This is a genomic window from Xanthomonas arboricola pv. juglandis (genome assembly GCF_905367715.1).
GTDB lineage: Bacteria > Pseudomonadota > Gammaproteobacteria > Xanthomonadales > Xanthomonadaceae > Xanthomonas > Xanthomonas arboricola.
The window spans coordinates 2,699,769-2,723,050 of record NZ_HG999362.1 but is presented as its reverse complement, the minus strand read 5'-3'; the positions used below and the strand labels follow the sequence as shown (position 1 = coordinate 2,723,050).

The window sequence follows — 23,282 nt, the reverse complement described above, 5'->3', positions numbered from 1 at the left end:
AGGCTGGGTTTTTTCGTTTTGACGTCACAAAAGTTTCAACCGCAAGAAACGCGCATGTCGCGCACCCCGTCGCTCCTGGCGGACCACGCAGCAGAAGCACGCAGCACAAGGATCGATCGATGTCACTGAAGCACTTCTTGAACACCCAGGACTGGAGCCGCGCCGAACTGGACGCGCTGTTGACCCAGGCCGCGTTGTTCAAACGCAACAAGCTGGGAAGCGAGCTGAAGGGCAAGTCGATCGCGCTGGTGTTCTTCAACCCGTCCATGCGTACCCGCACCAGCTTCGAGCTGGGCGCGTTCCAGCTGGGCGGGCACGCGGTGGTGCTGCAGCCGGGCAAGGACGCCTGGCCGATCGAGTTCAATCTGGGCACGGTGATGGATGGCGACACCGAGGAGCACATCGCCGAAGTGGCGCGGGTGCTGGGCCGCTATGTCGACCTGATCGGCGTGCGCGCGTTCCCGAAGTTCGTCGACTGGTCCAAGGACCGCGAGGACCAGGTGCTCAGGAGCTTTGCCAAGTATTCGCCGGTGCCGGTGATCAACATGGAGACCATCACCCACCCGTGCCAGGAGCTGGCGCACGCGATGGCGTTGCAGGAACACTTCGGCACCCAGGATCTGCGCGGCAAGAAGTACGTGCTGACCTGGACCTATCACCCCAAGCCGTTGAACACCGCGGTGGCCAATTCCGCGCTGACGATCGCCACCCGCATGGGCATGGACGTGACCCTGCTGTGCCCGACGCCGGACTACATCCTGGACCCGCGCTACATGGACTGGGCAGCGCAGAACGTGGCCGAAAGCGGCGGCTCGCTGCAGGTCAGCCACGACATCGACAGTGCCTACGCCGGTGCCGACGTGGTGTATGCCAAGAGCTGGGGCGCTTTGCCGTTCTTCGGCAACTGGGGGCCGGAAAAGCCGATCCGCGACCAGTACCAGCACTTCATCGTCGACGAACGCAAGATGGCGCTGACCAACAACGGCGTGTTCTCGCACTGCCTGCCGCTGCGTCGCAACGTCAAGGCCACCGACGCGGTGATGGATTCGCCCAACTGCATCGCCATCGATGAAGCCGAGAATCGCCTGCATGTGCAGAAGGCGATCATGGCTGCCCTCGCTTCACAAGCGGGAATCGGTAATCGGGAATAGAGAATCGCAACAGCAAGAACGTTGATCCCCACTTTTACGTACCAAGGAAACAATGATGAGCACTGCTTCCACCATTCCCGATTCCCAACTCCCGATTTCCGGCAGCAAGAAGGACATCGTCCTGGCGTTCTCCGGTGGCCTGGATACCAGCTTCTGCATTCCGTATCTGCAGGCGCAGGGCTATGCGGTGCACACCGTGTTTGCCGATACCGGCGGGGTGGATGCCGAGGAGCGTGATTTCATCGAAAAGCGCGCGGCCGAACTCGGTGCCGCCAGCCATGTCACCGTCGATGGCGGTCCGGCCATCTGGCAGGGCTTCGTCAAGCCGTTCGTGTGGGCGGGCGAGGGCTATCAGGGCCAGTACCCGTTGCTGGTGTCCGACCGTTACCTGATCGTCGACGCCGCGCTCAAGCGCGCCGAGGAACTGGGCACGCGCAGCATCGCCCACGGTTGCACCGGCATGGGCAACGACCAGGTGCGTTTCGACCTGGCAGTGAAGGCACTGGGCGATTACCAGATCGTGGCGCCGATCCGCGAGATCCAGAAAGAACACACCCAGACCCGCGCCTACGAGCAGAAGTACCTGGAAGAGCGCGGCTTCGGCGTGCGCGCCAAGCAGCAGGCCTACACCATCAACGAGAACCTGCTCGGGCTGACCATGTCCGGCGGCGAGATCGACCGTTGGGAAGCGCCGGGCGAGGGTGCGCGTGGCTGGTGTGCGCCGCGCAGCGAGTGGCCGGCCGAGCCGCTGACCGTCACCCTGAAGTTCGTCGAAGGCGAGGCCGTTGAACTCAATGGCAAGGCGCTGCCTGGCGAGCAGATCCTGGCCCAGCTCAACAAGTTGTTCGCGCCCTACGGCGTGGGCCGTGGCGTCTACACCGGCGATACCGTGATCGGGTTGAAGGGCCGCATCGTGTTCGAAGCGCCGGGCCTGATCTCGCTGCTGACCGCGCACCGCGCGCTGGAAGATGCGGTGCTGACCAAGCAGCAGAACCGCTTCAAGCCGGATGTGGCGCGCAAGTGGGTGGAGCTGGTGTACGAAGGCTTCTATCACGACCCGCTCAAGACCGACATCGAGGCATTCCTGAAGTCGTCGCAGGCCAAGGTCAATGGCGAGGTCACGCTGGAAACCCGCGGTGGTCGCGTCGATGCGGTGGCGGTGCGTTCGCCGCACCTGCTCAACACCAAGGGCGCGACCTATGCGCAGTCGGCCGACTGGGGCGTGGAGGAAGCGGAAGGCTTCATCAAGCTGTTCGGGATGAGCTCGACGCTGTACGCCCAGGTGAATCGCTGAGGATCTAAAGCCCCTCTCCCCGGGGCGAGAAGGCCCGGCTTGTGCGCCACTGGCGCGCGTGCCTTGGAGCGCCCGCGCCGCAAGCGCGGGCCGGGGCGCGGAGCGGGGGTTGGGGTGAGGGTAGGAGCGAAGCCTCGTGCAGTTAAACAGTGCGAGAGCTTCGCCCGCATTCGCCCGCTGAGATTTTTGGCTTCACCAGGCTTCGCCCGTACCCTCATCCGCCCCTTCGGGGCACCTTCTCCCGAAGGGCGAAGGGGAGCTTGGATGTGTTGTTTGCGCAACCTCGCACCACGGTGCAGTTGTGACCTTTGTTAGCCGCCACTTCGGACCATTGATCAAACCGACATGACCGATCTACTTGCCTCCACCCTCGAACACCTGGAACAGCTGGTGTTCTTCGACACCCGCAATCCGCCGCGGGCGATCGCTGCCGAGGGTGGCATCTTCGATTATCTGCGCGCGCAGCTGCCCGGTTTCCAGGTCGAGGTGATCGACCACGGTGCCGGTGCGGTGAGCCTGTATGCGGTGCGCGGAACGCCGAAGTATCTGTTCAACGTGCATCTGGACACGGTGCCGGATTCGCCGCACTGGAGTGCCGATCCGCACGTGATGCGGCGTACCGACGATCGCGTGATCGGCCTGGGCGTCTGCGACATCAAGGGTGCGGCAGCGGCGCTGGTGGCGGCGGCCAATGCCGGGCAGGGCGATGCGGCCTTCCTGTTTTCTTCCGACGAGGAAGCCAACGACCCGCGCTGCATCGCCGCGTTCCTGGCGCGCGGTGTGCCGTACGAGGCGGTGCTGGTTGCCGAGCCGACCATGAGCGAGGCAGTGCTGGCGCATCGCGGCATCAGCTCGGTGCTGATGCGGTTTGCCGGGCGTGCCGGGCACGCCTCGGGCAAGCAGGATCCATCCGCCAGTGCGCTGCACCAGGCGATGCGCTGGGGCGGCAGGGCGCTGGACCATGTCGAGTCGCTGGCGCATGCGCGCTTCGGCGGCCTGACCGGCCTGCGCTTCAACATCGGTCGGGTCGAGGGCGGCATCAAGGCCAACATGATCGCGCCGGCGGCCGAGCTGCGTTTCGGCTTTCGTCCGCTGCCGTCGATGGACGTGGACGGTTTGCTGGCGACGTTTGCCGGATTTGCCGATCCACACGCGGCGCATTTCGAAGAAACCTTCCGTGGGCCGAGCCTGCCGTCCGGCGATATCGCGCGGGCTGAAGAACGCCGCCTGGCCGCCCGCGATGTGGCCGATGCGCTGGACCTGCCGATCGGCAATGCAGTGGATTTCTGGACCGAGGCCTCGCTGTTTTCGGCCGGCGGTTACACCGCCCTGGTCTATGGCCCCGGCGACATCGCCCAGGCGCACACCGCCGACGAGTTCGTGACGCTTGCGCAGCTGCAGCGTTACGCCGAGTCGGTACATCGCATCATCAACGGCTCAAACTGAAGCCGCGTTCCGCGCCCAGGCGCGGCCATTCCTCTCTTCGATCACGGCAATGTCCCTCTCCGCACAGCCCCACAAACAGACCCGCCAGACCATCGTGCGCCTGCTTTCGAGCATGGCCAGCGCCAAGGAAATCAGCCAGTACCTCAAGCGTTTTTCGCAGCTGGATGCCAAACGCTTTGCGGTGGTCAAGGTGGGCGGCGCGGTGCTGCGCGACGACCTGGACGCGCTGACCTCGTCGCTGTCGTTCCTGCAGGAAGTGGGGCTCACCCCGATCGTGCTGCATGGCGCCGGCCCGCAGCTGGATGCCGAACTGTCGGCGGCCGGTATCGAGAAGCGCACCGTCAACGGCCTGCGGGTGACCTCGCCGGAAGCGCTGGCGATCGTGCGCAAGGTGTTCCAGGCCTCCAACCTCAAGCTGGTCGAGGCGCTGCAGCAGAACGGCGCGCGTGCGACCTCGATCACCGGCGGCGTGTTCGAAGCGCAGTATCTGGACCGCGACACTTACGGCCTGGTCGGTGAGGTCAAGGCGGTCAACCTGGCGCCGATCGAAGCCAGCCTGCAGGCCGGCTCGATCCCGGTGATCACCAGCCTGGGCGAGACGCCGAGCGGGCAGATCCTCAACGTCAACGCGGATTTTGCCGCCAACGAGCTGGTGCAGGAGCTGCAGCCGTACAAGATCATCTTCCTCACCGGCACCGGCGGTCTGCTGGATGCCGATGGCAAGGTCATCGACTCGATCAACCTGTCCACCGAGTTCGACCATCTGATGCAGCAGCCGTGGATCAACGGCGGCATGCGGGTGAAGATCGAACAGATCAAGGATCTGCTCGATCGCCTGCCGCTGGAGTCGTCGGTGTCGATCACCCGGCCTGCCGATCTGGCCAAGGAACTGTTCACCCACAAGGGCTCGGGCACGCTGGTGCGGCGCGGCGAGCGCGTGCTGCGCGCGACCTCCTGGGACGAACTGGACCTGCCGCGGCTCAGGACCCTGATCGAATCCAGCTTCGGCCGCACGCTGGTGCCCGATTACTTCAGCAACACCAAGTTGCTGCGCGCCTATGTCAGCGAGAACTACCGCGCCGCGGTGATCCTCACCGACGAGGGCATGCTGGGTGCAAGCGCGCTGATCTACCTGGACAAGTTCGCCGTGCTCGACGACGCCCAGGGCGAAGGCCTGGGCCGTGCGGTGTGGAACGTGATGCGCGAGGAAACCCCGCAGCTGTTCTGGCGCTCGCGCCACAACAACCAGGTCAACATTTTCTACTACGCCGAGTCCGACGGCTGCATCAAGCAGGAGAAGTGGAAGGTGTTCTGGTACGGGCTGGAGAACTTCGAGCAGATCCAGCACTGCGTGGCGCATTGCGCGACGCGCCAGCCGACGCTGCTAGGCTGAGTACGATGGCGCCCGTCGCATTGCCATCGCTTTGGCGCGAGCTGCCCACGCTACGCGGGCAACACGCAACACTGGAACCGTTGCAGGCTGCGCATGCCGATGGTCTGCGCGCTGCGCTGGGCGATGGGGCCTTGTCGCGGCTGTGGTACACCGGCGTGCCGGCACCGGCGCAGGTGGACGACTACGTGGGCGCGGCCCTGGATGCGCAAGCCGACGGGCGGGTGCTGCCTTACGTGGTGCGCGATGCGGCCGGCGAGGTCGTCGGCTGCACACGCTATTACGGGCTGGATGCGACAGTGCCCAAGCTGTCGATCGGCTACACCTGGTACGCGCCGCGCGTGCAGCGCAGCGGCGTCAATACCGACACCAAGCGGATGCTGCTGCAGTACGCCTTCGAGACGCTGGGCTGCCTGAGCGTGGTGTTCGAGACCAGTTGGTTCAATCACACCTCGCGCGCGGCGATTGCGCGGCTTGGTGCAAAGCAGGACGGCGTGCTGCGCAATTACACCCGTCACCCTGACGGCACGCCGCGCGACACCGTGGTGTTCTCCATCATCGATACGGAATGGGCCGGGGTCAAACGCCACCTGCAGTTCCGCCTGGAAGCAAACGCATGACTGTTCAAACAACGACCATCGGCATCGTCGGGGCCCGCGGGCATACCGGATCGGAATTGATCAAGCTGGTGGTGGCACACCCGCATCTGCAGCTGCTGTTCGTGTCCTCGCGCGAGCTGGCCGGGCAGCCGGTGGCTGAGCACAACGCGGCGTATCGCGGTGAGCTGCGCTACGAGAGCCTGGATGCCGATGCGGTGGCCGCCAAGGCCGCCGACGTGGTGATCCTGGCATTGCCCAACGGCAAGGCCGAGCCCTTCGTCGCGGCGATCGATGCGGCCAGGCCGCAGACGCTGCTGATCGATCTGTCGGCCGATTACCGCTTCGATCCGGCCTGGTATTACGGGCTGCCCGAGCTGACGCGCGGCAGCTACGCCGGGCAGCGACGCATCAGCAATCCGGGCTGCTATGCCACCGCAATGCAGCTGACGATCGCGCCCTTGCTCGACCAACTGGCCGGCCCGCCGCAGTGTTTCGGCGTGTCCGGGTATTCCGGCGCGGGCACCACGCCGTCGGACAAGAACAACCCCGAGTTGCTGGCCGATAACCTGATGCCGTATGCGCTGACCAATCACATGCACGAACGCGAAGTCTCTGCACAGCTCGGCGTGCCGGTAGAGTTCATGCCGCATGTGGCGCCGCATTTCCGTGGCATCACCATGACCGTCAACCTGTGGCTGCAGCAAGCGCTGACGCGCGAGCAGGTCCAGGCGCGCTACACGCAGCGTTACGCCGACGAACCGTTGATCGAGATCGTCGATGAAGCGCCGTGGGTCAGCCGCATCGCCGGCAGGCATGGCGTGCAGATCGGCGGCGTGACGCCGGCGCCGGGCAACAAGCGCGTGGTGGTGGTGGCAACGCTGGACAATCTGCTCAAGGGCGCGGCGACGCAGGCGATGCAGAATCTCAACCTGGCGTTGGGCTGGGACGAATTGACTGCGATTGGCTGATGAGGCGAGTCCCTCGCAAGAGCCCGCACTTCCTTGTGCGGGGATTCAAAGATGCGAGTCCCTAGCAACAGCCCGCACCTCCATGTGCGGGGATTTAAGCTGACAATTTACTTCGAGACGCTTTCCGATGACCAATCTGTTGTGGCAAAAACCCGGCGTGGCGGTGGACGCCAAGATCCAGAGCTTCCTGGCCGGCGACGACGTCATCCTGGACCGCGAGTTCTTCCTGTACGACATTGCTGCCAGCAAGGCGCATGCGCAGGGACTGCAGCACATTGGCATCCTGTCGCTGCAGGAGCTGGGCGGACTGAGCGAGCAGCTCGACCTGCTGGCGGCCGATTTCCGCAGTGGCGCGTTCGTGCTGGACGAGCGCTACGAGGATTGCCACTCGGCGATCGAGGCACGCCTGACCGAACGGCTGGGCGATGCCGGCCGCAAGATCCACACCGGGCGCAGCCGTAACGACCAGATCCTGGTCGCCACCCGTCTGTGGTTGAAGGACAAGCTGCAACGCGTGGCCGAGCTTGGCGCGGAGATCGCCAAGGTGGCGCTGGACCGCGCGCAGGCAGAGGCTGCGCTGCCGGTGCCGGGCTATACGCATATCCAGCGTGCGGTGGTGTCCTCGGCCGGCATGTGGTGGGCGGGCTGGGCCGAGGCCTTCATCGACGACGCGGTGCGTGCGGCCGATACCTTGCGCCTGGTGGACAGCAATCCGCTCGGTACCGCCGCCGGCTACGGCGTCAACCTGCCGCTGGACCGTGCACACACCACTGCCGAGCTGGGCTTTGCACGCCTGCAGGTGTCGCCGATCTATGCCCAGCTCTCGCGTGGCAAGTACGAACTGGCCGCGCTCGAGGCGCTTGGCAGCGCAACACTGGACCTGCGCCGGATTGCCTGGGATCTGTCGTTGTTCACCAGTGGCGAGTTCGCCTTCGTCGCGTTGCCGGCGCAATACACCACCGGCAGCTCGATCATGCCGAACAAGCGCAACCCCGACGTGATCGAACTGATGCGCGCCACCCACGCCAGCGTGGCCGCGGCGCGGACCGAGATCGAACAGCTGCTGTCGCTGCCGTCGGGCTATCACCGCGATCTGCAGAGCAGCAAGGGCGCCATCGTGCACGGCTTCGGGCGCGGCTTGGCGGCACTGGAACTGCTGCCTGCCCTGCTGGCCAATCTGGAATGGCGCCCGGACAAGCTGCGTGCGGCGATCGATTCGGGCATGTACGCCACCGACGTGGCGGTGGAAGCGGCGGTTGCCGGCGTGCCGTTCCGCGAGGCTTACAAGGCGGCCGCGGAATCGGCCGACACCGCAGGGCAGGGGCGCACGCCGGAAGGCAGCCTGGCCGCCCGCGTCTCGCCAGGCGCCGCCGCAGATCTGCAGCTGGACGTCCTGCGTGCCCGCTGGCAGGCGCTGGTCTGATGGCCGTGATCAGCACCGACACCGCCGAGCATTACCCCTGGGGCGAAGCCAGCGACGGCTGGCACCTGTTGCGCGACCCCAACCTGAGCGTGCTCGAAGAGCACATGCCGCCCGGCGCGGCCGAGCTGCGTCACCGGCATAGCCGCGCACGGCATTTTTTCTATGTGCTGGCCGGCGAGGTGATGCTGCAGCTGGATGGCGAGCAGCATGTGCTCGGCGTCGGGCAGGGCCTGCATGTGCCGCCCGGTTCCACCCATCAGATGCACAACCTGTCCGAGATGGAAGCGCGCTTTCTGGTGATTTCCACGCCGTTCGGCCGTAGCGAGGCAACACCCGACAAGGAGGCAGGCTGATGGCCACGCGCTATCTGGTAGTGGCGATGCGCAAGCCGGATTTTCCGGCCGATGTGGTGCAGCCGCATCGCGCATTTCTCGACACGCTGCGGGCGGCCGGGCAGCTGGAACTGACCGGCGGCTTCAGCGATGGCAGCGGTGGCGCGTATGTATTGATCAACGTCGCCAGCCTGGAGGACGCGCAGCAGATCGTCGCGCGCGATCCATTGGCGCTGCGCGATGCCTCCACGCTGACCGTCCATGAGTGGAACACGCACTGAGCAGGTTGTCGCCATGAGCACGCCCATCGCCACTGCTGCGTCATTTACCGAGCAGGCGCTGCCGCCGTGGCGACGCGCGGTGCTCAAGGTCGGCAGCAGCCTGCTCGCCGCCGATGGCGGCGGCCTGTCGCCGCGCTTTGCGCTGGGGCTGGCGCAGTTCGTCTCGGCCAACCTGATGGCCGGGCGCGAGCTGGTGATCGTGTCGTCGGGCGCGGTGGCGGCCGGCCGCGCGATCCTGCCGAAGGCTGCCGAGGCCGGTGCGCCGATCGCCGCGCGCCAGGCGCTGGCTGCGCTGGGGCAGGCACAGTTGATCGCGCTCTGGCAGCGCTTTTTCGAGCGCCCGGTGGCGCAGGTGTTGCTCACCCACGACGACCTGCGTAACCGCCGCCGCTATCTCAACGCACGCGCCACCCTGGGCGAGTTGTTGCGGCTGGGCGCGTTGCCGGTGATCAACGAAAACGACACCGTGTCGGTGGACGAGCTCAAGCTGGGCGACAACGACAACCTGGCCGCGATCGTCGCCGCCCTGGTCGATGCCGATGCCTTGTTCATCGCCACCGATATCGATGGGTTGTACAGCGCCGACCCGCGCAGCAATCCGCTGGCGCGGCCGCTCGACGAGGTGGCCGAACTCACCGCCGAGGTGCTGGCGATGGCCGGCGGCAGCGGCAGCAGCGTGGGCACCGGCGGCATGCGCACCAAGCTGGAAGCCGCCGCAAAGGCCGGCGCGGCCGGCATCGAAACCTATCTGTTCAACGGCCGCAATGGCGATGTGGTGCGGGCACTGGCGCAGGATCGCCTGCACGGCACGCGTATCCACGCCGCACGCACGCGCATCGCCGCCCGCAAGTACTGGCTGCGGCACGCGCCGGTGGAAGCGGGCGCGATCCTGATCGATGCCGGTGCCGCCGCCGCACTGACCGACAAGGGCGCCTCGCTGCTACCGGGCGGCGTGGCCGGTGCGCAGGGCGATTTCCGGCGTGGCGACATGGTGGAGATCTACCTGCGCGATGACGCCGGCGAGCGCTGCCTGGCACGTGGCGTCAGCCAGTACTCGGCGCTGGATATCCGCCGCATCGCCCGCCGCCACTCCCGCGAGATCGAGCCCGTGCTCGGTTACAGCTACGGCGAGAATGTGGTGCATCGCGATGATTTGGTGCTTTTGTAGCGGGGAATCGAGAATCGGGAATGGGGAATCGCAAGAGCGTTTCCAGCCAACTTTCCCGCTGCCGATTCCGTCGCAGTAAAGTGATGGCGCGCGCTTTTACCATTCCCGATTCCCCACTCCCGATTCCACAATGACCATCAAAACCCTAGCCCTGCAATGCCGTGATGCCGCGCAAGTGCTGTCGCAACTGTCCGCGTCTGCCAAGCAGGCCTTGCTGGAGGCGATGGCGGCCGCGCTGGAACAGGATGCGGCGATGATCCTGGCGGCGAATGCGCGCGATCTGGAGGCGGCGCGCGCGAAGGGCGTGGGGACGGCGATGCTGGATCGTCTGGCACTGGACGACAGGCGCCTGGCCGGCATCGCCGCCGCACTGCGCGAGGTGGCGCAACTGCCCGATCCGGTCGGCCAGGTCACGCGCGAGGACGTTCGCCCCAATGGCATTGTCGTGCAGAAGGTGCGCGTGCCGCTGGGGGTGATCGCGATGATCTATGAGGCGCGCCCGAATGTGACCGCCGATGCGGCAGCGCTGTGCATCAAGGCCGGCAATGGCGTGATCCTGCGTGGCGGCTCGGAAGCAATCCATTCCAACACCGCGATTGCGCGCGCCCTGCAGCGCGCCTTGCGCGAGGCCGGCGTGCCGGAAGCGGCGTTGACCCTGGTCGAGGATCTGCGCCGCGAGACCATGCTGGAGCTGCTGCAACTCAGCGACATCGTCGATCTGGCGATTCCGCGTGGCGGCGAAGGGCTGATCCGCTTCGTCGCCGAGCATGCGCGCGTGCCGGTGATCAAGCATTACAAGGGCGTGTGCCATCTGTTCGTGGATGCATCGGCGGACGTGGACCTGGCGGTGCGTCTATTGGTCGATGGCAAGGCCAGCCGGCCCTCGGCCTGCAATGCGCTGGAGACCTTGCTGGTGCATGCCGACATCGCTGCGCGCTTCCTGCCGCTGGCCGCGCAAGCCCTGCGCGAACGTAGCGTGGAGCTGCGTGGCGATGCGGCAACGCGCGCACTGTTGCCCGACGTCGCAGCTGCCAGCGACGACGACTACGCCGCCGAATTCCTCGACCTGATCCTGGCGATCCGCGTGGTGCCGGATCTGGACACCGCGCTGGTGCATATCCGCCAGTACGGCTCGGACCACACCGAAGTGATCGCCACGCAGGATGCCGCCAATGCCGAGCGGTTCGTGCAGTCGCTGCGCTCGGCGGTGGTGATGGTCAACGCCTCCTCGCGTTTCTCCGACGGCGGCGAGCTCGGCCTGGGTGCGGAGATCGGCATCTCCACCACGCGCCTGCATTCCTACGGCCCGATGGGTCTGGAGGCGCTGACCGTGGAGCGCTTCGTGGTGCGGGGCCAGGGCCAGATACGGCACTGATCGGCGATACGCAGGCCAGCCACCCGGCAACCACGACCTTTGACACTCCCCCGGCAGTCCGCGCTCTGCCTACAGTCGACGACTGCCCCCGCACGTTCCGGAGTCGTCGATGCGCCGTTTTGCCGCCTGCCTGCTCGCCACCGCCATTGCCGCCGCCACCGGCAGCGCGCTGGCGCAAACCTCGCCGATGACGCCGGACATCACCGGCAAGCCGTTCGTGGCAGGGGATGCCGCCAACGACTACATCAAGCGCGAGGTGATGATTCCGATGCGCGACGGGGTCAAGCTGCATACGGTGATCGTGCTGCCCAAGGGCGCGCGTAATGCGCCGATGGTGCTGACGCGCACGCCGTACAACGCCAGCGGCCGCACCGAGCGCATGGCCTCGCCGCATATGAAGGACCTGCTCGCGCAGGGCGACGACGTGTTCGTGGAAGGCGGCTATATCCGCGTGATCCAGGACGTGCGCGGCAAGTACGGCTCCGAAGGCGATTACGTGATGACCCGGCCGCTGCGTGGTGCGCTCAATCCCAGCGAGGTCGACCATGCCACCGATGCCTGGGACACCATCGACTGGCTGGTGAAAAACGTCAAGGAATCCAACGGCAAGGTCGGCATGATCGGCTCGTCATACGAAGGCTTCACCGTGGTGATGGCGCTGACCAACCCGCATCCCGCGCTCAAGGTCGCGGTGCCGGAAAGCCCGATGATCGACGGCTGGATGGGCGACGACTGGTTCAACTACGGTGCGTTCCGCCAGGTCAACTTCGACTATTTCACCGGCCAGCTCACCCAGCGCGGCAAGGGCAGCGGCATCGCGCGCCAGGGCCATGACGACTACAGCAACCTGCTGCGCGCCGGCTCGGCCGGCGATTTCGCCAGGGCTGCCGGCCTGGAGCAGCTGCCGTGGTGGCACAAGCTCACCGAACACGCCGCCTACGATGCGTTCTGGCAGGAGCAGGCGCTGGACAAGGTGATGGCGCGCACCCCGCTCAAGGTGCCGACCATGTGGTTGCAGGGGCTATGGGACCAGGAGGACATGTGGGGTGCCATCCATAGCTATGCGGCGATGGAGCCGCGCGACCGCAGCAATACGCTCAACTACCTGGTGATGGGGCCGTGGCGGCACAGCCAGGTCAACTACGACGGCAGCGCGCTGGGCGCATTGAATTTCGACGGCGATACCGCGCGCCAGTTCCGCCACGACGTGCTGCGCCCGTTCTTCGATCAATACCTGGTCGATGGCGCGCCCAAGGCGAGCACGCCGCCGGTGTTCATCTACAACACCGGAGAGAATCACTGGGACCGCCTGCAGGCCTGGCCGCGCAGCTGCGCCAAGGGCTGTGCGTCGGGCAGCAAACCGCTGTACCTGCAGGCCGGCGGCAAGCTGTCGTTCCAGCAGCCGGCGGCGGGGCAGCCGGGTTTCGAGGAATACGTGGCCGACCCGGCCAAGCCGGTACCGTTCGTGCCGCGCCCGGTGGACTTCGGCGATCGCAGCATGTGGACCACCTGGCTGGTGCAGGACCAGCGCTTCGTCGACGGCCGCCCGGACGTGCTGACCTTCGTCACCGAGCCGCTGACCGAACCCCTGCAGATCGCCGGCGCACCGGAAGTGCATCTGCAGGCCTCCACCAGCGGCAGCGACAGCGACTGGGTGGTGAAACTGATCGACGTGTATCCGGACGAGATGGCGTCCAGTCCCAAGATGGGCGGCTATGAGCTGCCGGTGTCGCTGGCGATCTTCCGCGGCCGTTATCGAGAGAGTTTCAGCACGCCCAAGCCGCTGGCGTCCAATCAGCCGCTGGCGTTCCAGTTCGGCCTGCCGACCGCCAACCACACCTTCCAGCCGGGCCACCGGGTGATGGTGCAGGTGCAGTCCAGCCTGTTTCCGCTGTACGACCGCAATCCGCAGACCTACGTGGACAACATCTTCTTCGCCAAGCCCGGCGATTATCGAAAGGCCACCCAGCGCGTCTATGTGAGCCCCGAGCAGCCCAGCTACATCAGTCTGCCGGTACGTTGACCGCGCGGGCGCCGCGTGGCGGCGGCGCCCAGACGTCTTCCAGCAACTGTGGGCGGCAGGCCACCCAGGCGGCGGCCAGCTGCACCAGGATGCAGATCACCAGGAAGACGAACGGCGAGGTCCAGCCGCCGTGGTGTGCGTGCAGCCAGCCGAACAGGAACGGCCCCAGGCAGCTCACCGCATAGCCCATGCCCTGCGAGAACCCGGACAGGGCCGCCGAGCCGGCCGCAGTGCGGCTGCGTTGATTGACCAGCACCAATGCCAGCGGGAACGTGCTCGGCCCCAGGCCGAGCAGGGTCACCCACAGGATCGGCGCGGCCAGCGGCGCCCACCATAGCCCGGCAAACGCGACCAAGTGGCAGGCCGCGCACAGCAGCACGATCGGAAACGGGTTGCGCATGCGGACCGCCAGCGCCGGCATGGTCAAGGCGCCGACCATGCCCAGTGCCGCGAACAGCGCCACCATGGTGCCGCCGAACGCGGGCGAGGCGCCGGCTTCGCGCAGCAGCGTTGGCAACCAGGTGAACATCGAATAGGTGACCAGCGAGGTCATGCCGAAGGTCACCGCCATGCTCCAGCCCAGGGCGGTGCGTGCCACGCGGCCCTCGGCCTCGGGCGTGGGCGTGACCGGTGCCGGCCCGGTCGCGCGGATGCGGCGGTGGCTGGCATGCACCATGGCCCAAGCCGCCAATGCCAGCAGTGCCGGCAACACCCACACCACCATCGAGCTACGCCAGCCCAGCGCATCGGCCACCGGTACCGCTAGCAACGCCGGCAGCAGGGTGCCGACCTGCAGCACGGTGATGTAGAGCGTGCTGACGCCGCCGACGCGATCGCCGAAATAGCGCTTCACCAGCGGCGGCAACACCACGTTGCCCATGCCCATGCCGGCCAGCGCCACCAGCGAACCGATCAGCAGTCCGGCAGTGCCCGGCAGCAGCGGGCGCAACACCAGGCCGACAGTGGCTAATGCCATCGACAGCAGCGCCGTGCGCAGCAGGCCGAAGCGGCGCAGCAAGGCCGGCGTGGCCACACCGGTCAGTGCGAATGCAGCCGTCGGCAACATGCCGAGCGCACCCATGGTGGGCGCGCCGAATGCGTACTCGTCGGCAATGCGTTCCAGCAGCGGCGTCAACGAAGTCACCGCGGTACGCAAGTTGAAGGCGGACAACAAAATGGCAGCCAGCACCAAGCCGCGACCACGCAACCGGGCGGACGGGGAGGCAGCGGCAATGACAACAGACATGACAGACCATCCGCACTGCGCGCATGCATGCGCCAGCGCCTGAAAACACAAAACCGGCACGAGGCCGGTTTTGTGTTTTGAAACTGGTCGGGGAGACAGGATTCGAACCTGCGACCTCTACGTCCCGAACGTAGCGCTCTACCAGACTGAGCTACACCCCGAAGGAGCCGCGTATGTTACATAGGGAATGCGGAATCGGCAAGCATCTAGCGAAAATAATTTTACTGATGCGGTTGGCCACGCTCCGGCTCGCGTGCTTCGAACCACATGCCGTTGAGCACGGCTGCCAGTGCGGCCAGACCGGTGCCGAGGATCCAGGCGAAGTACCACATTGTCGTTCTCCTTGAGTCGTTGAAGCAGGTGCGAGGTTGAGGCCTGCTGCGAGCGCGATGCAGCTGTGCATCGCAACGCGCAACGCGCATGCTCAGTAGGCGTTTGGATTGGCCGCGAGTTCGTCGGCGGTGACCTTGCCCTTGAGCACGCGATAGACCCAGCTTGTGTAGGCCAGCACGATCGGCATGAACAACGTGGTTGCCAGCAGCATGATCCACAGCGTCAGGCGGCTGCTGGAGGCATCCCACAGCGTCAGGCTTGCGCTCGGTGCGGTGGACGAGGGCAACAGGAACGGGAACAACGCAAAGCCGACGGTAAAGACGATGCCGACGATGGCGCAACCCGAGGCGATGAACGCCAGGCCGCCGCGACGCACACGCAACAGCAGCGCATTCATGGCCAGCCCGACCAGGCCAACCAGCGGTGCCATCAGTGTGGCCGGCATGCTGCTGTAGTTGTGCAGCCAGCCGCCGGCTGCGGTGAGTGCGGCGGTCTTGCCGAGCGGATTGGTCGGCGCATCGGTGGCCAGGAGCGAAGTCACTGCATAGCCCGGCAGACCCAGCGCCACCCATGCACCGGCGGCGGCAAACAGCGCCACCGCGCAGAGCGCGGCGATGCTGCCGAAACGCGCCGCACGCTCGGCCACCGGTCCGTCGGTCTTCAGTACCAGCATCGCCGCGCCGTGCGCCATCAACATCGCCACGCTGAGCAGGCCGGCGAGCAGCGCGAACGGCGTCAGCAGCCCGAACAGGTTGCCGGTATAGAACGTGCGCATGCTGGCGTCGAAGTGGAACGGCACGCCGAGCAGCACATTACCGACCGCCACGCCCATGATCAGCGCCGGAATGCAGCCGCCGACGAACAACGCCCAGTCCCAGTTGCTGCGCCAGCGCTGGTCGGCCAGCTTGCCGCGGAACTTGAACCCGACCGGGCGCAGGATCAGTGCGAACAGGATCAGGAACATCGCCAGATAGAACCCGGAAAAACTCACCGCATATAACGGCGGGAATGCGGCGAAGATCGCGCCGCCGCCCAGGATCAACCAGACCTGGCTGCCTTCCCAGACCGGGCCGATGGTGTTGATCACCAGCCGGCGTTCTGCATCGTTGCGAGCAACCAGCGGCAGCAGGGTGCTGACGCCCAGATCGAAGCCGCCCATCACCGCGTAGCCGGACAGCAATACGCCGAGCAACAGCCACCAGATCAAGCGCAATGTGGTGTAGTCGAGCAAGATGAAATCCATGGTTGTGTCTCCTTGCTTACGGTGCGCCGCCGGCCAGTGCGCCGGTGCTCAGTGGGGCGTCGGGTGAGGACGCGTGGGGCGAGCTGCTGTGTGGCGACGGGGTGCGTTGGCTCGGTGGAAACAGCGCATCCGGGCCCTTGCGGATGGTCTTCAGCGACAGCTTGATCGCGATCACCAGCAGCGTGGTGTACAGCGCGGTGAAGCCGACCAGGGTCAACACGATTTCGTACAGATCCAGTCCCGATGCGGCATAGAAGGTCGGCAACACGCCTTCCACCGCCCACGGCTGGCGGCCGTATTCGGCCACGAACCAACCGCATTCGATCGCGATCCACGGCAGCGGCAGGCTCCACAGCGCCAGGGTCAGGAACCAGCGCTTTTCCTGGAAGTTGTGCTTGCAGGCGAACCAGAACGCGATGGCGAAGAAGGCGATCAGGTAGATGCCGATGGCCGCCATGATGCGGAAGGTCCAGAACAGCGGCAGCACCCGCGGCACGGTGTCCATCGCGGCCTGGGCGATCTGCTGCGGCGTGGCATTGCCGATATCGTCGCGATAGCGCTTGAGCAGCAGGCCATGGCCCAGATCCTGCCAATGCGCATCGAAGACCTTGCGCGCTTCGGCATCGTCCTTGTTGGCGCGGATGCGTTCCAGCGCGCCGTAGGCGATCTGGCCGCCGCGGATGCGATGCTCGGCACGGCCGACCAGTTCCAGGATGCCGGGGATCGGCTGGTCCAGCGAACGTGTGGCGATCAAGCCCATCAGGTACGGGATCTTGACCGCGTAGTCGTTGCGATGGGTCTGCTGGTTGGGAATGCCGAACGCGGTGAAGTCGGCCGGCGCGGCTTCGGTCTCCCACATCGCCTCGATCGCCGCCAGCTTCATCTTCTGGTGCTCATTGGCGGCATAGCCGCTCTCGTCGCCGAGCACCACCACCGACAGCGAGGACAACAGGCCGAACGCGGCAGCCACCGCGAACGAGCGCCGCGCCATTTCCACATGGGTGCCGCGCAGCAGATAGAGCGCGCTGATCGCCATCACGAACACCGCGCCGAGCACGTAGCCGGCGCTGACGGTGTGCACGAACTTGGCCTGTGCCACCGGGTTGAACAGCACCGCCATGAAATCGACCACTTCCATGCGCATGGTGTCCGGGTTGAACACCGCGCCGGTCGGGTTCTGCATCCAGCCGTTGGCGATCAGGATCCACAGTGCCGAGAAGTTGCTGCCCAGCGCCACCAGCCAGGTGGTGGCCAGATGCTGCACCTTGCTCAGCCGGTTCCAGCCGAGAAAGAACAGGCCCAGGAAGGTCGCTTCCAGAAAGAACGCCATCAGGCCTTCGATCGCCAGCGGCGCACCGAAGATGTCGCCGACGTAATGGCTGTAGTACGACCAGTTCATGCCGAACTCGAATTCCATCACGATGCCGGTGCCCACGCCCATGGCGAAGTTGATGCCGAACAGCACGCCCCAGAACATGGTCATGCGCCGCCAGATGTCCTTGCCGGTCATCACATAGACGCTCTCCATGATGCCGAGCAGGAACGACAGGCCCATGGTCAGCGGCGGAAAGATGAAGTGGTACATCGCGGTGACTGCGAACTGCAGCCGCGACAGTTCAACAACTGTCGAGTCGATCATGGCGGGTGGGCCTGGTTGGGTGTCGATGAAGGAATGCAGCCGATCATCTGCGCTTGCCGCGACACGCGCGTTGATCCAGATCAATGCCGCGGCGGGCGGGTGCGGCACAATGCGCAGCCCGTAGCGGGAAGTGGCGACTTACAATCGCTTGCAACACGATGTCTTTCTTGAGAGCGATGTGAGCCAGCCCAGCGTGCGAGCCAGCGAAACGCCAGCCCAGCGCCGTCAACGCGGCCAATGGCTGGATGCACTGGCGGCCCCGGCCACGCGTGCGCGGCGCCTGGCCGGCGTGGCGGTGGCGGTGTCGGGCGTGCTGCTGCTGGCGCAGGCGGCGGCGATCGCGTGGTTGCTGCAGGCGGTGCTGGTGCAGCATCTGGCGCTGGCGCAATTGCGCGACGTGGGGGCGGGGCTGGTCTGTGCGCTGGTAGGGCGCGCGCTGCTCAATGCCTGGGCGCAGTCGCTGACCGGCGAGGTGGCCGATGTGGCCAGGCGCGAACTGCGTGCCCGCATCGCGCGCCGCCTGGTGCAGCATGGGCCGGTGTGGCTGCGCCGGCAGCGCAGCGGCGAACTGGGCGAATTGAGCCTGGCGCACACCGATGCGCTGGAGGGCTACTTCGTCGGCTACCAGCTCGCACGCACCGAGATGCTGCTGGTGCCGCCGCTGATCCTGGTCGCGGTGTTTTCGGTCGACTGGGTGGTGGGCCTGGTGCTGCTGCTGACCGCACCGTTGATTCCGTTCTTCATGATGCTGGTGGGCTGGGGCGCCGAAGCCGCCGGGCGCGACCAGCTGAGCGAACTGGCACGCATGGGCGGGCACTTTGCCGATCGCCTCAAGGGCCTGGGCCTGCTGCGTGTGTATGGCCGCGGCGAGGCCGAGTTGAGCGGCATTGCCGCCGCGGCCGAAGGCGTGCGCGAGCGTTCGCTCAAGGTGCTGCGCATCGCCTTCCTGTCGTCCACGGTGCTGGAATTCTTCGCCTCGGTGAGCGTGGCGATCGTGGCGCTGTACTTCGGCCTGACCTATCTGGGCATGCTCGATCTGCACGGCTTGCCGACGCTGGGCGCGGGCATGTTCTGCCTGCTGCTGGCGCCGGAATTCTTTGCGCCGTTGCGGCGGCTGGCGGCGCATTACCACGACCGTGCCAATGCGCTGGCGGCGGTGGCCGAAGCCGAGCGCCTGCTGGAAGGATTCGCGCCGCCATCGGCAACGCCACCGGTGACGGTTCCGCCCTTGCGCGCACTGGAACCGGCCCAGGCACACGCCCCGCTGCTGCAGGCGCGCGATCTCGCGCTACGGCCGCCGGGCGCACCGCACACGGTGGTCGCGCATTTTTCGCTGACCTTGCAGCCCGGGCAGCGCGTGGCGGTGATCGGTGCCAGCGGCAGCGGCAAGAGCACCTTGCTGGAGGGCCTGGCCGGCTGGCTGGCGCCGGAGGCCGGCAGCGTGGTGCTGCGGCCGGGGACTCGCATCGGCTATGCCACGCAGCGGCCGTATCTGTTTCACGGCAGCATCGCCGACAACCTGCGCCTGGCCGATCCGCAAGCCGGCGCTGCGCGCCTGCACGCGGTGGCCGACGCCGCGCAGGTGCTGCGCTTTGCCGCGCAGCTGCCTGCGGGCCTGGACACGCAGATCGGCGAGCGCGGCTTCGGGTTGTCCGGTGGCGAGGCACGGCGCGTGGCCCTGGCGCGGCTGTTGCTGCGCGAGCCGGACCTGTTGCTGCTGGACGAACCCACTGCCTTCCTCGATCCGGACACCGAAGCGGAGTTGCTGCGCACCCTGGGTGTGTTCGCACGCGGTCGCGCGGTGGTGCTGGCCACGCACAGCGCGGCGGTGATGCGCTGGGCCGATACGGTGATCGACCTGCGCGGCGCCACCGTCGCAGCGGAGCTGCCATGAACGGCACCCAGCCCGACTGTCTGCGCGATGTGTTTCGCCGGCATGCCTGGCGCCTGCTGTTGTCGGCGCTGTTGGTCCTTGTCACCATGCTGGCCGGCGTGGGCTTGCTCGGCGTGTCCGGCAGTTTCCTGACCGCCGCCGCCTTGGCCGGTGTCGCCGGCATGGGCAGCGGCTTCAATTTCTTTTCGCCCTCGGCCGGCATTCGCGCGCTGACCTTTGCGCGCATCGTTTCGCGTTATGGCGAAAAATTGATCGGCCACGACGCCACGCTGCGCATCGCCCGCGACCTGCGCGTGTGGTTCTTCCGCCGCGCGTTGCCGCTGGCGCCGGGCCGCCTGTCGGCCACGCGCACCGGCGATCTGCTGGCGCGGTTGATGTCCGACATCGGCGAGGTCGATGGCGTGAGCGTGCGCGCGCTGGCGCCGTTGAGCGCATTGCTCGGCATCTGGGTGGCCGGCGTGGTGGCAGCGGCGCTGATCTATCCGCCGGCTGGCGTGTTGCTGGTGGTGTTGGGCGTGGTCATCGGCGGTGTGGTGCCGTGGCAGGTGGCGCGCGGCGGTGCGCAGCGCGAACAGCTGCGCGCCCGGCAACGCACCGCCTTGCGCACGCAGGCGTTCGAGGGGCTGGAAGGTGCGGCCGATCTCGCTGCGGTGGATGCGCAAGGTGCCTGGCTGCATCAGGTCGATGCAACAGCGGCGGCGGTGGTCGATGGCGATCGCCTGCAACGCCGTCGCCTGATCGGCGGCAATCTGCTGCATGCGGTCTGCGGCGGTATCGGTCTGGCCGGCATGTTGTGGCTTGGGTTGAGCGCGGCAGAACGCGGATTGATTGCTGCGGAAATGGCGGCCGGGCTGGTGTTCCTGACCATGGCACTGCTGGAGGTCTGGGCTGGCGCCGGGCTCGCCTTGCAGGCGCTGCAGAGCGCGCGCGTTGCGGCCAGGCGCTTGCAGTCCATCGTCGACCAGGCGCCGTCGGTCGTCGATCCGTCGCAGCCAGTGGATGCGCCACGCAGCGGCACGCTGCGCCTGCAACATGTCAGTTTTGCGTGGCCGGGCAGCGGACGCCCGCTGCTGCAGGCGCTCGATCTGAGCCTGGCGCCTGGCGAGCGCATCGCTATCAGTGGCGACAGCGGCAGCGGCAAGAGCAGCTTGTCCGCAGTGCTGTTGCGGCTGTGGGACCCGCAGGCCGGGCAGGTGAGCTACGCCGATATCGACCTGCGCCACTTCGCGCAGGCGCAATGGCATCAACGCATCGCCTGGCTGCCGCAGAATGCCCCGGTGTTTGCCGGCACGGTGCGCGACAACCTGCTCATCGGCGATGCCGGCGCAGGCGATGCGGCCATGTGGAACGCGCTGGACCAGGTGCGTCTGCGCGCCTGGGCCAGCGCGCAGAACGGCCTGGACACCTGGGTCGGCGAAAACGGCGCCACGCTCTCGGCCGGCCAAGCGCGCCGGCTGGCGCTGGCGCGCGCCTTGCTGCGCGAGGCGCCGATCCTGCTGCTGGACGAACCCACCGACGGCCTGGACGTGGATACAGCACACGCCTTGCTGCTGGATCTATCGGCCGCGCTGGGCGAACGCAGCCTGGTGATGATCACCCACGACAGCATCCCCGATGGCGTGGTGCAGCGGCGTTATCGCCTGCGGGCCGGTGCGCTGGAGCCGTTGGCCTGAGGATGCTGTTGCCGGTTTGCACTGACCGGTTGTGCGCATGTATCACGCAGGCGCCGCTCACCCCAGCAATGCGTGGAGTGCTGGCATCAGCGCAGGTTGGCGGCATGCCCAATACAAGGCAATGATATTTACCACGACAGTGATCCAGAACCGCGGCTGGAAGGCTGCCTTGCTGGATTTATGCCGGAACAGCGCCTGCGCCAGCAACGCGCCCGGCCAGCCGCCGAGCAGTGCGATGAGGTGCAGGGTGGCTTCTGGTGTGCGTTGCCGGCCGCGTTGGGCCGCGCTCTTGTCGAGCCGGTAGACCAGCATCGCCAGCATGCTTGCAGCCGCGTACCACAGCGCTAGCAGCGCCGGCAGGCGACCTGCAACCACCATCGCGGTCATTCCGATCAGGAACAGCAGCGCCAGCGTCTTGCGCGGCAGGCTCTGCTGCTGGGACGTGCCACGCCGCCGTTGCGCAGGTCTGGAAATCAGCAAGCGTCCAGGAAGTTGCGTACCGCCGGCCCGAAGCGTGCGAAATCGACCAGGAAGGCATCGTGACCTTGTGGCGAATCCAGCCCGATAAAGTGTGCCTCGGCACCGCCAGCGCGCAGGCCTTCGGCGATCTGTTCCTGTTGCTGCACGGGGAACAGGATGTCGGTGTTGGCGCCGATCGCCAGCGCCCGCGCGATGCGGATCTGCGCCAGGCCGGCCAGGACCGTGGCGTCGGTCGAGATGCCTGTATTCGGCCTGGCGGCGACAGCAGTGTCGTCGGCTTGCGTGCCATCGACAGGCGCGTCGATGGCCGGGCTGTTGTCGACATACTCGGCCAGATCGAACCAATCCATCGAGCGGCTCAGATACAGATAGCAGTTGGGATCGAAGAAGCGCACGAAGCGGCGCGCATGGCCTTCCAGATAACTTTCGACCTGGAATTCCAGGCCGAACGGATCGTCGGCGGCCTGTTCGGAATCCAGCCGCACGCGGCCGAAGCGGCCATCCCATTCCAGTGCCGAGCGGTAAGTGATCACGCCGAGCTTGCGCGCCATGCGCATGCCCGATTCCGGGTAACGCGTGTCGTCGTAATGGCCGCCGTTCCAGTGCGGGTCCAGGCGGATGGCTTCGCGCTGCAGCGAGCGGATCGCGATCGAGAACGGCAGCGCCTGCGCACTGCCGGAGATATTGATATGGCTGCGCGCGATGCCGGGGTGGCGCAGCAACAAGGCCAGTGCGGTCATGCCGCCCATCGAGTTGCCGATCAGGCAGGCCAGTTGTTCGATGCCCAACGCGCGCACCACGTCGGCTGCGGCATCGGCCACATCTTCGATCGACAGTTCCGGGAAACCCAGGCGATACAGCGTGCCGGTGGCAGGGTCGATTGACGCCGGGCCGGTCGAGCCCTTGCAGCTGCCCAACGAATTGACGCAGACCACGAACCAGCGTTCGGTATCGATTGGCTTGCCAGCCCCGACCATCGCTTCCCACCAGCCCGGCTCGGGATTGGCCTGATTTGCCGCGGCATGCGCATTCGGCGACAGGCCGGTGACGATCAACACCGCATTGCTGTGATCGGCTGCCAGCGTGCCCCAGGTTTCGTAGGCGACACGCGCCTGCATCAGCACGCCACCGCGCTTCATCGGAAACGGCGAGGGCAGCGCGTGGAACAGCGTGCCGGGAGGAATGAATTCAGTCATGCGGCAATTCTATCTGCCATGGCAGGTGCCGGGGTGCAGGATGGGATTCGGGAATGGGGATTCGGGAATTGGGAATCGGTTTGAGTCGTTGCTCTGTGTGATGCCACTCTGCAGAGCGGCGGATCTGT

At 66.4% G+C, this 23,282-nt stretch carries 20 protein-coding genes and 1 tRNA gene; 14 read left to right on the top strand and 7 right to left on the bottom strand.

Features of this window, described 5'->3' with window-relative positions:
- Nucleotides 1–119 precede the first annotated feature (119 nt).
- The 12 genes from KHN93_RS11875 to KHN93_RS11820 all read left to right on the top strand — a co-directional run bounded on the left by KHN93_RS11875 (nucleotide 120) and on the right by KHN93_RS11820 (nucleotide 13,450).
- Nucleotides 120–1,151 carry an N-acetylornithine carbamoyltransferase gene (locus KHN93_RS11875; RefSeq protein WP_104622760.1) on the top strand — a complete coding sequence of 344 codons (1,032 nt, stop codon included), beginning with the start codon at nucleotides 120–122 and terminating at the stop codon, nucleotides 1,149–1,151.
- A 52-nt stretch (nucleotides 1,152–1,203) separates the two neighbouring features.
- On the top strand, nucleotides 1,204–2,445 hold the full coding sequence (locus tag KHN93_RS11870) for an argininosuccinate synthase (RefSeq protein WP_181118564.1): 1,242 nt from the start codon (nucleotides 1,204–1,206) through the stop codon (nucleotides 2,443–2,445).
- A 345-nt stretch (nucleotides 2,446–2,790) separates the two neighbouring features.
- Nucleotides 2,791–3,891: an acetylornithine deacetylase gene (locus KHN93_RS11865; RefSeq protein WP_211920166.1), complete on the top strand. Its 1,101-nt coding sequence runs from the start codon at nucleotides 2,791–2,793 to the stop codon at nucleotides 3,889–3,891.
- A gap of 49 nt (nucleotides 3,892–3,940) precedes the next feature.
- A complete protein-coding gene (locus KHN93_RS11860; protein WP_046343012.1) occupies nucleotides 3,941–5,284 on the top strand; it encodes an acetylglutamate kinase in 1,344 nt (447 codons plus the stop codon).
- Between the two features lie 5 nt (nucleotides 5,285–5,289).
- Nucleotides 5,290–5,901, top strand: coding sequence for a GNAT family N-acetyltransferase (locus tag KHN93_RS11855; protein WP_211920164.1), 612 nt, complete (start codon nucleotides 5,290–5,292; stop codon nucleotides 5,899–5,901).
- A complete protein-coding gene (argC, locus tag KHN93_RS11850) occupies nucleotides 5,898–6,848 on the top strand; it encodes an N-acetyl-gamma-glutamyl-phosphate reductase (protein WP_211920162.1) in 951 nt (316 codons plus the stop codon). The genes KHN93_RS11855 and argC overlap by 4 nt, the downstream gene beginning before the upstream one ends.
- 127 nt (nucleotides 6,849–6,975) lie before the next feature.
- A complete protein-coding gene (locus tag KHN93_RS11845) occupies nucleotides 6,976–8,271 on the top strand; it encodes an argininosuccinate lyase (RefSeq protein WP_102254280.1) in 1,296 nt (431 codons plus the stop codon).
- On the top strand, nucleotides 8,271–8,624 hold the full coding sequence (locus KHN93_RS11840) for a cupin domain-containing protein (RefSeq protein WP_039521854.1): 354 nt from the start codon (nucleotides 8,271–8,273) through the stop codon (nucleotides 8,622–8,624). Before KHN93_RS11845 ends, KHN93_RS11840 begins: the two co-directional genes overlap by 1 nt.
- On the top strand, nucleotides 8,624–8,884 hold the full coding sequence (locus tag KHN93_RS11835; RefSeq protein WP_043087828.1) for a YciI family protein: 261 nt from the start codon (nucleotides 8,624–8,626) through the stop codon (nucleotides 8,882–8,884). Before KHN93_RS11840 ends, KHN93_RS11835 begins: the two co-directional genes overlap by 1 nt.
- 13 nt (nucleotides 8,885–8,897) lie before the next feature.
- Complete coding sequence (gene proB, locus KHN93_RS11830) at nucleotides 8,898–10,052, top strand: glutamate 5-kinase (RefSeq protein WP_166768585.1); 1,155 nt, start codon at nucleotides 8,898–8,900, stop codon at nucleotides 10,050–10,052.
- A 130-nt stretch (nucleotides 10,053–10,182) separates the two neighbouring features.
- Nucleotides 10,183–11,427: a glutamate-5-semialdehyde dehydrogenase gene (locus KHN93_RS11825; protein WP_211920160.1), complete on the top strand. Its 1,245-nt coding sequence runs from the start codon at nucleotides 10,183–10,185 to the stop codon at nucleotides 11,425–11,427.
- 109 nt (nucleotides 11,428–11,536) lie between these two features.
- On the top strand, nucleotides 11,537–13,450 hold the full coding sequence (locus tag KHN93_RS11820; RefSeq protein ID WP_211920158.1) for a CocE/NonD family hydrolase: 1,914 nt from the start codon (nucleotides 11,537–11,539) through the stop codon (nucleotides 13,448–13,450).
- On the opposite strand, the gene KHN93_RS11815 is transcribed toward KHN93_RS11820, so the two are convergent.
- The 5 genes from KHN93_RS11815 to KHN93_RS11795 all read right to left on the bottom strand — a co-directional run bounded on the left by KHN93_RS11815 (nucleotide 13,431) and on the right by KHN93_RS11795 (nucleotide 17,911).
- The gene (locus KHN93_RS11815; protein WP_184352752.1) at nucleotides 13,431–14,657 is read right to left on the bottom strand and encodes a CynX/NimT family MFS transporter; all 1,227 of its coding nucleotides are present in this window, start codon (nucleotides 14,655–14,657) and stop codon (nucleotides 13,431–13,433) included. The two genes, KHN93_RS11820 and KHN93_RS11815, sit on opposite strands and share 20 nt — an antisense overlap.
- Nucleotides 14,658–14,780: 123 nt before the next feature.
- A tRNA-Pro gene (locus KHN93_RS11810) sits at nucleotides 14,781–14,857 on the bottom strand.
- 60 nt (nucleotides 14,858–14,917) lie between these two features.
- The gene (gene cydX / locus KHN93_RS11805) at nucleotides 14,918–15,028 is read right to left on the bottom strand and encodes a cytochrome bd-I oxidase subunit CydX (RefSeq protein ID WP_024939993.1); all 111 of its coding nucleotides are present in this window, start codon (nucleotides 15,026–15,028) and stop codon (nucleotides 14,918–14,920) included.
- Nucleotides 15,029–15,120: 92 nt separating this feature from the next.
- The gene (gene cydB / locus KHN93_RS11800; RefSeq protein WP_184352473.1) at nucleotides 15,121–16,272 is read right to left on the bottom strand and encodes a cytochrome d ubiquinol oxidase subunit II; all 1,152 of its coding nucleotides are present in this window, start codon (nucleotides 16,270–16,272) and stop codon (nucleotides 15,121–15,123) included.
- A gap of 16 nt (nucleotides 16,273–16,288) precedes the next feature.
- On the bottom strand, nucleotides 16,289–17,911 hold the full coding sequence (locus KHN93_RS11795) for a cytochrome ubiquinol oxidase subunit I (RefSeq protein ID WP_184229284.1): 1,623 nt from the start codon (nucleotides 17,909–17,911) through the stop codon (nucleotides 16,289–16,291).
- A gap of 148 nt (nucleotides 17,912–18,059) precedes the next feature.
- Between KHN93_RS11795 and cydD the strand changes: the two genes are divergently transcribed.
- Both cydD and cydC read left to right on the top strand, forming a co-directional pair.
- A complete protein-coding gene (cydD, locus tag KHN93_RS11790) occupies nucleotides 18,060–19,805 on the top strand; it encodes a thiol reductant ABC exporter subunit CydD (RefSeq protein WP_211920156.1) in 1,746 nt (581 codons plus the stop codon).
- On the top strand, nucleotides 19,802–21,478 hold the full coding sequence (gene cydC, locus KHN93_RS11785) for a thiol reductant ABC exporter subunit CydC (RefSeq protein ID WP_104559588.1): 1,677 nt from the start codon (nucleotides 19,802–19,804) through the stop codon (nucleotides 21,476–21,478). The genes cydD and cydC overlap by 4 nt, the downstream gene beginning before the upstream one ends.
- A 57-nt stretch (nucleotides 21,479–21,535) precedes the next feature.
- Here the strand turns inward: cydC and KHN93_RS11780 are convergent, their stop codons facing one another.
- Nucleotides 21,536–21,865, bottom strand: coding sequence for a DUF1294 domain-containing protein (locus KHN93_RS11780; RefSeq protein WP_244812113.1), 330 nt, complete (start codon nucleotides 21,863–21,865; stop codon nucleotides 21,536–21,538).
- An 86-nt stretch (nucleotides 21,866–21,951) separates the two neighbouring features.
- Nucleotides 21,952–23,154 carry a homoserine O-acetyltransferase MetX gene (gene metX, locus KHN93_RS11775; RefSeq protein ID WP_104559590.1) on the bottom strand — a complete coding sequence of 401 codons (1,203 nt, stop codon included), beginning with the start codon at nucleotides 23,152–23,154 and terminating at the stop codon, nucleotides 21,952–21,954.
- Nucleotides 23,155–23,282 lie beyond the last annotated feature (128 nt).

Coding starts and splice junctions, on each gene's coding strand:
- cydX (WP_024939993.1), bottom strand. CDS start 15,028: ATGTGGTACTTCGCCTGGATCCTCGGCACCGGTCTGGCCGCACTGGCA.
- KHN93_RS11845 (WP_102254280.1), top strand. CDS start 6,976: ATGACCAATCTGTTGTGGCAAAAACCCGGCGTGGCGGTGGACGCCAAG.
- cydC (WP_104559588.1), top strand. CDS start 19,802: ATGAACGGCACCCAGCCCGACTGTCTGCGCGATGTGTTTCGCCGGCAT.
- argC (WP_211920162.1), top strand. CDS start 5,898: ATGACTGTTCAAACAACGACCATCGGCATCGTCGGGGCCCGCGGGCAT.
- KHN93_RS11855 (WP_211920164.1), top strand. CDS start 5,290: ATGGCGCCCGTCGCATTGCCATCGCTTTGGCGCGAGCTGCCCACGCTA.
- KHN93_RS11835 (WP_043087828.1), top strand. CDS start 8,624: ATGGCCACGCGCTATCTGGTAGTGGCGATGCGCAAGCCGGATTTTCCG.
- cydB (WP_184352473.1), bottom strand. CDS start 16,272: ATGGATTTCATCTTGCTCGACTACACCACATTGCGCTTGATCTGGTGG.
- proB (WP_166768585.1), top strand. CDS start 8,898: ATGAGCACGCCCATCGCCACTGCTGCGTCATTTACCGAGCAGGCGCTG.
- metX (WP_104559590.1), bottom strand. CDS start 23,154: ATGACTGAATTCATTCCTCCCGGCACGCTGTTCCACGCGCTGCCCTCG.
- KHN93_RS11860 (WP_046343012.1), top strand. CDS start 3,941: ATGTCCCTCTCCGCACAGCCCCACAAACAGACCCGCCAGACCATCGTG.
- KHN93_RS11780 (WP_244812113.1), bottom strand. CDS start 21,865: ATGACCGCGATGGTGGTTGCAGGTCGCCTGCCGGCGCTGCTAGCGCTG.
- KHN93_RS11870 (WP_181118564.1), top strand. CDS start 1,204: ATGATGAGCACTGCTTCCACCATTCCCGATTCCCAACTCCCGATTTCC.
- KHN93_RS11840 (WP_039521854.1), top strand. CDS start 8,271: ATGGCCGTGATCAGCACCGACACCGCCGAGCATTACCCCTGGGGCGAA.
- KHN93_RS11875 (WP_104622760.1), top strand. CDS start 120: ATGTCACTGAAGCACTTCTTGAACACCCAGGACTGGAGCCGCGCCGAA.
- KHN93_RS11825 (WP_211920160.1), top strand. CDS start 10,183: ATGACCATCAAAACCCTAGCCCTGCAATGCCGTGATGCCGCGCAAGTG.
- KHN93_RS11865 (WP_211920166.1), top strand. CDS start 2,791: ATGACCGATCTACTTGCCTCCACCCTCGAACACCTGGAACAGCTGGTG.
- KHN93_RS11820 (WP_211920158.1), top strand. CDS start 11,537: ATGCGCCGTTTTGCCGCCTGCCTGCTCGCCACCGCCATTGCCGCCGCC.
- KHN93_RS11795 (WP_184229284.1), bottom strand. CDS start 17,911: ATGATCGACTCGACAGTTGTTGAACTGTCGCGGCTGCAGTTCGCAGTC.